Source organism: Draconibacterium mangrovi, from assembly GCF_010586825.1.
In the GTDB taxonomy this organism is placed as follows: domain Bacteria; phylum Bacteroidota; class Bacteroidia; order Bacteroidales; family Prolixibacteraceae; genus Draconibacterium; species Draconibacterium mangrovi.
Window position 1 is genome coordinate 83820 of the sequence record NZ_JAAAGB010000013.1, and the last position, 7404, is coordinate 91223.

General features: G+C 42.0%; 5 protein-coding genes. All 5 read right to left on the reverse strand.

Translation table 11 applies throughout. From position 1 onward, the window contains the following. Window positions 1–89 precede the first annotated feature (89 nt). Complete coding sequence (locus G4420_RS21350) at window positions 90–893, reverse strand: SDR family oxidoreductase (RefSeq protein WP_163325979.1); 804 nt, start codon at window positions 891–893, stop codon at window positions 90–92. A 181-nt stretch (window positions 894–1074) separates the two neighbouring features. Further along, entirely contained in the window at window positions 1075–3549 is a 2475-nt protein-coding gene (locus tag G4420_RS21355; RefSeq protein ID WP_163325980.1) for an AsmA family protein, read from the reverse strand. Between the two features lie 103 nt (window positions 3550–3652). Then, complete coding sequence (locus G4420_RS21360) at window positions 3653–4900, reverse strand: competence/damage-inducible protein A (protein WP_163325981.1); 1248 nt, start codon at window positions 4898–4900, stop codon at window positions 3653–3655. Window positions 4901–5061: 161 nt separating this feature from the next. After that, window positions 5062–5409 (reverse strand): DsrE family protein, encoded by a 348-nt coding sequence (locus tag G4420_RS21365; protein WP_163325982.1) that lies wholly within the window; start codon window positions 5407–5409, stop codon window positions 5062–5064. Between the two features lie 264 nt (window positions 5410–5673). After that, entirely contained in the window at window positions 5674–6912 is a 1239-nt protein-coding gene (locus G4420_RS21370; protein ID WP_163325983.1) for a M48 family metallopeptidase, read from the reverse strand. Window positions 6913–7404: the final 492 nt, after the last annotated feature.

The following is a 7404-nucleotide window of genomic DNA, read 5'->3' on the forward strand; positions in this document are numbered from 1 at the left end:
GATTTTTTTTGCCTGGATTCTCGATTCTCGATTCTTGATTCTCGCAGCTAGTGGCTCGTAACTCATAGCTCGTGGCTCGTGGCTCTTAGCTATTTCAACGGTGAATCCGGTTCGTTTTTGAAAACGGCATAAAGAATCTGATCAACCACCCAGGCCCATAGTTTAGCCACAAGAACAATCACTTTTCCATCCCAGAACGAAACGATCATTTTTCGCCGGCGGTTTTTAATGGCACGATACATAATAGATGCGCAACGTTCGGCCGACATCATTTTATTTTCGTTGCGTGGTGTTTTTCCCTGCTGACTTCCATCGGCAACCAGCGCGGTTTCGCGAATTTCAGAAGCTGTAAAACCGGGAGCTACTACTAAAACATGCAATCCGGCACGCAAATATTCAACCCGAAGTGTATCTAAAAATCCACGTACTGCAAATTTTGATGATGAATAGCCGGTACGTCCGGGCAAACCAATGTATCCACCTGTTGAGATCACGCCAACAACAGAACCTTTTTGCTCCAACAAATACGGAAGTGCATATTTGGTGCAATAAACGGTGCCCCAGTAGTTCACATCCATAACTTTTCGTAATACTTCGGTTTCAACGTCTTCGAGTACCGCCCGCATCGAAATTCCCGCATTATTAATAAGAATATTGATTTTTCCGAATCGCTCGATCGCTTTATCGATCAAATGCTTGCAATCCTCTTCATTCGAGACATCGGTTTTTACCGGCAAAACTTCAACATTGGAAAGTTTTTCTTTCAACGCCTCTAAACGCTCAATTCTGCGCGCAGCCAATACCAGGTTGAAACCCTTTGCTGCATATTTTTCGGCTAGTGCTTTTCCTATTCCCGACGAAGCTCCGGTAATTACAACTACTTTGTCTGTCATTTAATAATTCAATTGATAATGCTGTCTGGTTTCCCAGTTAATTTGCGCCGGCAAAATACGCATTTTTCTGTTTTTAAACGGTGGATTGCCTAATATTATGCAACAAAACACCGCAGAACAGGCAAAATATATCCGGATAATAAACTTACACCACTCGCTTTAAACCAATCAGTAGCCTTTGCTATTTGAATAATTTTTTAAGACCGTCTCCCAATTTATTCAACGAATTTTTCAAATCGTCTTTTGTGGCATCGGTAACGGCCTTTTGCGTGGCACTTAAATCAAGATTTACTTTTGCATCGCCAACCGGTCCATTCAGCACAACTCCGGCCGGTAACATCTTAATTTTTTCATTTCCCGGCAGCACAGCAAGAATTTTCTGAATATCGGGGCCAAACATTTCGCGTTCAACGTTAAAATCCAATCGCATATCGAGCAAACTCTCCGCATTTAAACTTCCGCTAATGGTTGTTTCCTGCCCAATCACTTTAGTGGTAAACGGACGCAACAACAGGCTTCCGTCTTCAACGGTTAAATTTGCTGTAAAATCGCCGATGGTTACATTCCGAAGTTTTTCCTTTTTCAGAATCCCACTCAGCTGGTTAAACAATGGCGAATCATTAATTTCAACATTATTGGTGCTGAATGATCCTTTTCCGTTGGTTGTGGCAGTAATCAGCTTAAGCTGCGGGCTCAATCTTCCTTTCATTCCCAAACTTGTGCTGAGTTTCCCGGTACTGTTTCCAGCGCCCGGAATCAGTTTCCGGAACCCTGCAACCGTATGATACATAGTAGGAATATCAAAGCCGGCAATATCAAAACCAAAGTCAAACAAAGGCTGGTTTTGAGCGGTATTTTCGTATGATCCGTTCATGGTCATTTTTCCATCCAGCATATTCATGTCCAGTCCGTCGAGGATCAGTTTTTTATCCACTACCCTCACTTCACCTTTTATGTCTGTAATCGGAATGCGGTTAAAAACAGCGCGGTTTATAGTTGAACGGAAGGTGATATCGATATTTTCAGGCACATTAAAAGCCAGTGTTTCCAGTTCTGTTTCCGCATTTTGCTCAGTCTCTTCTTCCATTACCTGTAAACGAAGCAATTCGTTTAAGTTTACGTAGTTCGAATTCAGCTGAAGATTCCCTTTCAGCACGCCGTCTTTCATCACATAATTCAGGTAATTACTCACTTTTCCCGACAAACGAAAATCGCTTTCACCAACTTTAAGGATGAAACTTCCGAGGTTAATATTCTGCGGCGAAAAATCCATTTGCCCTGATGGAATTACCACCTGTTGTGTGAGATCGGGCGAATCGTAAACAAAGTTGCTAAACAGCACGACTCCATCCGATTTTATTTTGTCGTAAGCCTCGGCTTCAACGTCGGAGTAACGACCGTTGGCAAACAGATTAGCATCAATAATTCCTGAAATATTTACGCTGTCCATTGGCAGCGCGTCTTTTAAATGATCGAGATTTAACTTGCCAACAAATGCTCCATCGAATAATGGATCACTCACCGGATTCGAGATTTTCAATGTCAGGTCAATCGGGTTATTACGAATTTCAGCATGTGCTTTGTTGATGTCTATTTTTAGCAGATCAAGATCGCCCTGTGGTTTTCCGATCAGCATTTCGGCTCTGATATTTTTGATTTCCTCGGGCATGTCGGCATACTTAAAGTTGCCATTGTCGACTTTAACCTGCAGGTCGATTTTCGGATAATCCTCATCAATGTAATAGCCCGAAACGCCCCCTGAAATCGTTGCCGATCCGGTGGTTGTAATGTCTTTTAAATATTCCTCGTAATCTTTGGGAACGAGTGCCAAAAAGTTCTCAAAATCCGAAGCTTTTGTTTTTAGAAGAAGATTCAGAAAAGTAGTATCGTTGGGCACACTAACATCGCCACTCAATTCAAGTGGCAAACGGTTTATCAGCAACTCGCTTTCGGCAATCGTAAACAGCATCGATTCAAAATCAACGTCAAGCAAGGTTTTCAAATCCAGCGAAGTATTCGACACATAGTTAATCCCTTCCATTGAATAGGTAAGATTGCTAACCACTCCCCCAATATTCAGTTGTGTAGTATTGCCAAACATTTCGCCCGAAATATCCAGATTGATGTCTTCCAAATCGGCACGCATTTTTGCCAATTTATCGTTATAAATCAGTCGCGCACCATTCACCTCAATATTTTCCAGCGCCAATTGAAACTCTTCAGCATCAGCCCCGGTTGCACTTTCTTTTTCTGCCGATCCGGAAGCCGGAGCAACATCCCAGTTTACATTTCCTGATTCTGCAACAACCAAATTCAGTGAGGGTTTTTCAAGAATGATTTCCTCAATACTGCGATCGGAACTAAAAAGCGATGACAAATTCATTGTTGCAGCAAAACGCGGGATATTTAGCAATGTATCCTGTGCAAACTCCCCTTTACCTTTTATCATCACATCCTGCAGATCGACTGTAACTTTTGGGAAATTCTTAAACAACGACAGTTTCAGATCGACAAATTCAACCTCTGCATTTAATTGTTTATTGAGTGTGGTTTTTGCCGTATTTAAAATGCTCTGTTTGAAGAACACCGGAATTGCCAAAACTGCTCCAATCAGCACCACAATTACGATGAGTATAATTACAATAATTCGTTTCATATTTTTCTGTTTTCTGATTCAAAAATACATCATTAGAACGTTTAAGAACGTTAGAAGTTGTTAAAAAGTTGGAAGATTGAAAACGACAGACCGAAGCTGAAAATTATAGCTCGCCAAGTACCATTCGTCGCAGCAATTGCAGCGCAGTTTGTCCGGAGCGTACAATATTCCGGTCGCGCTGATCGCCAACAAAGGTGTATTTTTTCACCAATGTCTTCTCAGGCCCCGAAACAGCGATCCAAACTGTTCCAACCGGTTTTTCTTCTGTACCTCCTGTTGGGCCGGCTATCCCGGTGGTTGCCACAGCATAATCAGCATTCATCACACGTTTTACGCCTTCCACCATTTCGCGTGCAACCTGCTCGCTAACGGCACCGTATTTTTCCAGATTTTCGCGACTAACGCCAAGTAACTGTTCTTTCATTTCGTTGGAATACGAGGTAATGGAGCCGTTGTAGTAAGCCGAACTTCCGGCAACGGATGTGATCAGGTGCGAAATATAACCGCCCGTACAACTTTCGGCAACAGCCAGTTTTTTATTTTGCTGCACCAATTCACGGCCAATTACCTCCGCCATCGTTTCAAGATCGTAGCCGTAAATGGCCTCCGGAATAATTAGTCTCAGCTTATCTATTTCACACTCCACATCGCTTTTCAACACTTCAACATCGTCTCCAATTGCAGAAAGCCGCAATCGCACCGCCATTGGATTGGGTAAATAAGCCAGTTTAATATGCGTTGGCAAAGCATCTTCCCAATCAGCAATTCGTTCAGCCAGCATCGATTCAGGAACACCCTGTGTCAATACCGTTTTATGAAAAATTGCTTTGGTTCGTCCGGTTTCGCGTAAACGAGGTAACAATTCAAATTCTACCAGGTATTTCATTTCAAAAGGTACGCCCGGCATCGACACAAAAATGGTATCGTTTTTCTCGAACCACATGCCCGGAGCTGTTCCCATTTTATTGGGTAGAATCTTACACGATTCGGGCAACATTGCCTGGTCGCGATTCATCTTGTTCATATCAATTCCACGGAATTTGAATCGCTCGTAAATTGTTTTTAAAGTGGGTTCGTGAAAAACAAGTTTGGTGTTGAAATACTCGCAAAGCGTGTGTTTAGTAATATCGTCTTTGGTGGGGCCAAGTCCACCGGTAATTACCACCAGGTCGGCATGTTCTTCTGCATTTTTTATGGCACGCACAATATGATCGTGATCATCGTGAACCGAAGTGATCTGGTAAATTTCGATACCGTTCAGGTTAAACTGCTCGCCCATCCAGGCCGAGTTGGTATCAACAATCTGCCCGATCAGTATTTCATCGCCTATGGTAATTATTTCTGCTTTCATTCCTTTAATTTAATTGCACATGTTTTAGGATTAGCAAATTTAACATTATAAAAGGCAAAAGGACAAAGTAGAAAGGCAAAAGTAAAAAAAGCCACTAGCTCCGAGTTTCGAGCCGCGAGTTCTCATTTAAGCTTTATCGCATTAAAACATTCAGGATTGATTTAGAGGTTCACAACCTTTTCCGCCACTTTCTGAAAATGCATAATGTCAACCATTGTTCCGGCTATACCGACTTCAACTTTTTCCAGCAATTGAAAATGGTTTAGACAAGTTTTGCAAGCCACCAGTTTTACTCCTTTTTCCGCGAGCTGTTTTAAAGGTTCAAGAGCTACGGAACCGGAGCAGATAAGTTTCACCCCTTCATTGTAAAAGGTAATCACTTTGGGAACTTCTTCTTCTTCGCAAAGTAATGTCAGGTAGTTTTTTACCAGTAGTTGCCCAAGTTCTTCATTGCCTGATCCCATTCCGTTATGTGTGATTTGAATGAGCGTATTTTTGAAAGAATTCATTGTGTTTTGTTTTGTTAGCACTAAAGTAAGTGAAAAACTACTTGGATGAAGTAAATTGGTTTTATTGCAAACTGCGGCCGGGACCTTTTCTTCTTTGTGCAACCTTGTGCCGACTTTGAGCAACTTTGTGGTATCGTTTTCAAATGCTTTAATGCTGCAATACTTTAATTGGTTGACCACTATATTTCTGAGAAAACTTGTAACCTGCAACTTGAATCTTGTAACTAATCCTTGCGATTTTGCGCCTTTGCGAGAGTTTTCTTCCTACTTCTCAAACGACTTTAAAAAGGCCAAACGCTGCAATAAAGTTGGGTGCGAATAATGAAAGAACACAAAGGTTTTGTGTGGTGTTAAATTACTCAGGTTATTGATCGACAGCTTTTTTAATGCCGAAGCCAACGCTTCCGGTTTATAATTTTCAGCTGCAAAACGGTCAGCCTGGTATTCGTTTTTTCGTGAAAGGATATTCATAAAAATGCCGGTGAAAAACGAAATGGGCGTATACAACACACCAAAAGCTACCATCCCGATATGAAAATTAGGTTCTTCAACACCCAGTGCAGCACTTAAAACCGGGCTGTCGATCAGCAAACCAAAAACAAACAAAACAATGGCCGTTTGTACCAAACCAATCAATAGTCCCTGCACCACGTGTTTCTTTTTATTGTGGCCAATTTCGTGAGCTAAAACAGCTACCAGTTCTTCGGTATTCAAGTCGTTTATCAAAGTATCGTAAAGTACGATTCGCTTTTTTGCGCCCAAACCGGTAAAATAAGCATTGGCTTTTGTCGATCGTTTCGATCCGTCGATGACAAAAATGTTATCCAGTTTAAAGCCTACCTTTTGTGCAAAAGCACTGATGGCATCGCGTAATTCGCCTTCTTCAAGCGGCGTTTGTTTATTAAACAACGGCACAATCAGGTTGGAATAAAACATTGCCATAAAAATGGAAAATGCCGAAACTACAAGCCAGGCATAAATCCAGAACATGCTACCGGTTAGCTGATAGATAAAAATAACCAGCGCCAGTAACCCTCCACCGATAAGTGCACTTACCAGCCAGCCTTTTATTTTATCAAAAACAAATATTTTGGGTGTGGTTTTATTAAAACCGTATTTCTCCTCGATTTTAAAGGTGTCGTAAATTTCAAACGGGATATTTATGATATCGGATGCGAACATGATGATTCCGAAAAAAATTAGCGCTGCCAAAATCGCATTTTCGGTAAAATTCCATGCCCAGCCATCAACCAGTGCAAAACCGTAAAACAAAAACATAGCTAAAGTAAGTACCATACTAAAGCTGCTGGTTAAAATCCCGAAACGATGATTTTCGCGCTGATAGGCCTGCTGTTTTTTGTATTTCTCTTCATCGTAAATTCCCTTTACCTCCTCGGGAATGGTATCGCTCATGGTTGTCGTATTCAGGTATGACAGGTATTTCTCGAAGATAAAATCAACAACAAGAATTCCGATAATGATCCAGAAAAGTAGTTCGTGCATAGCTGCTTTGTTTCAATTTGTGAGGCACAAATATAACAGAACATTAAGGTTTTCCGTGTATCACAGTTACATTCATGATTACCAGAAATCATCAACAGGAATGAAAGTGAAACAATATTCGACGAACTCTCCCTCACTCCCTCTCTTCGCGAAGAGAGGGACGATTGTGTCGAAGGCACAACCAGGGTGAGTCAATAAACTTTGAAACATATTTTGTGATTAATTCTCACTCGATTTTCAGAAAAAAAGCCAGGGGCGCAGAATAATCCCCCAGGGGCACGTAATAATCCCCTGTCTTGACAAACCTCGCCCCCTGGGGCACACGATGATCCCCTTGGGGCACATAACGATCCCCCGTTTTCGCAAGTCCATCCCCTTGGGGCACAAAGCATGCCCCTGTTTTCACGAAACAATCCCCCGGGGGCACGAAACGCGCCCCTGTTTTCGAAAGCCGCGCCCCTTGGGGCACATCATGATCCCCTTGGGGCACAA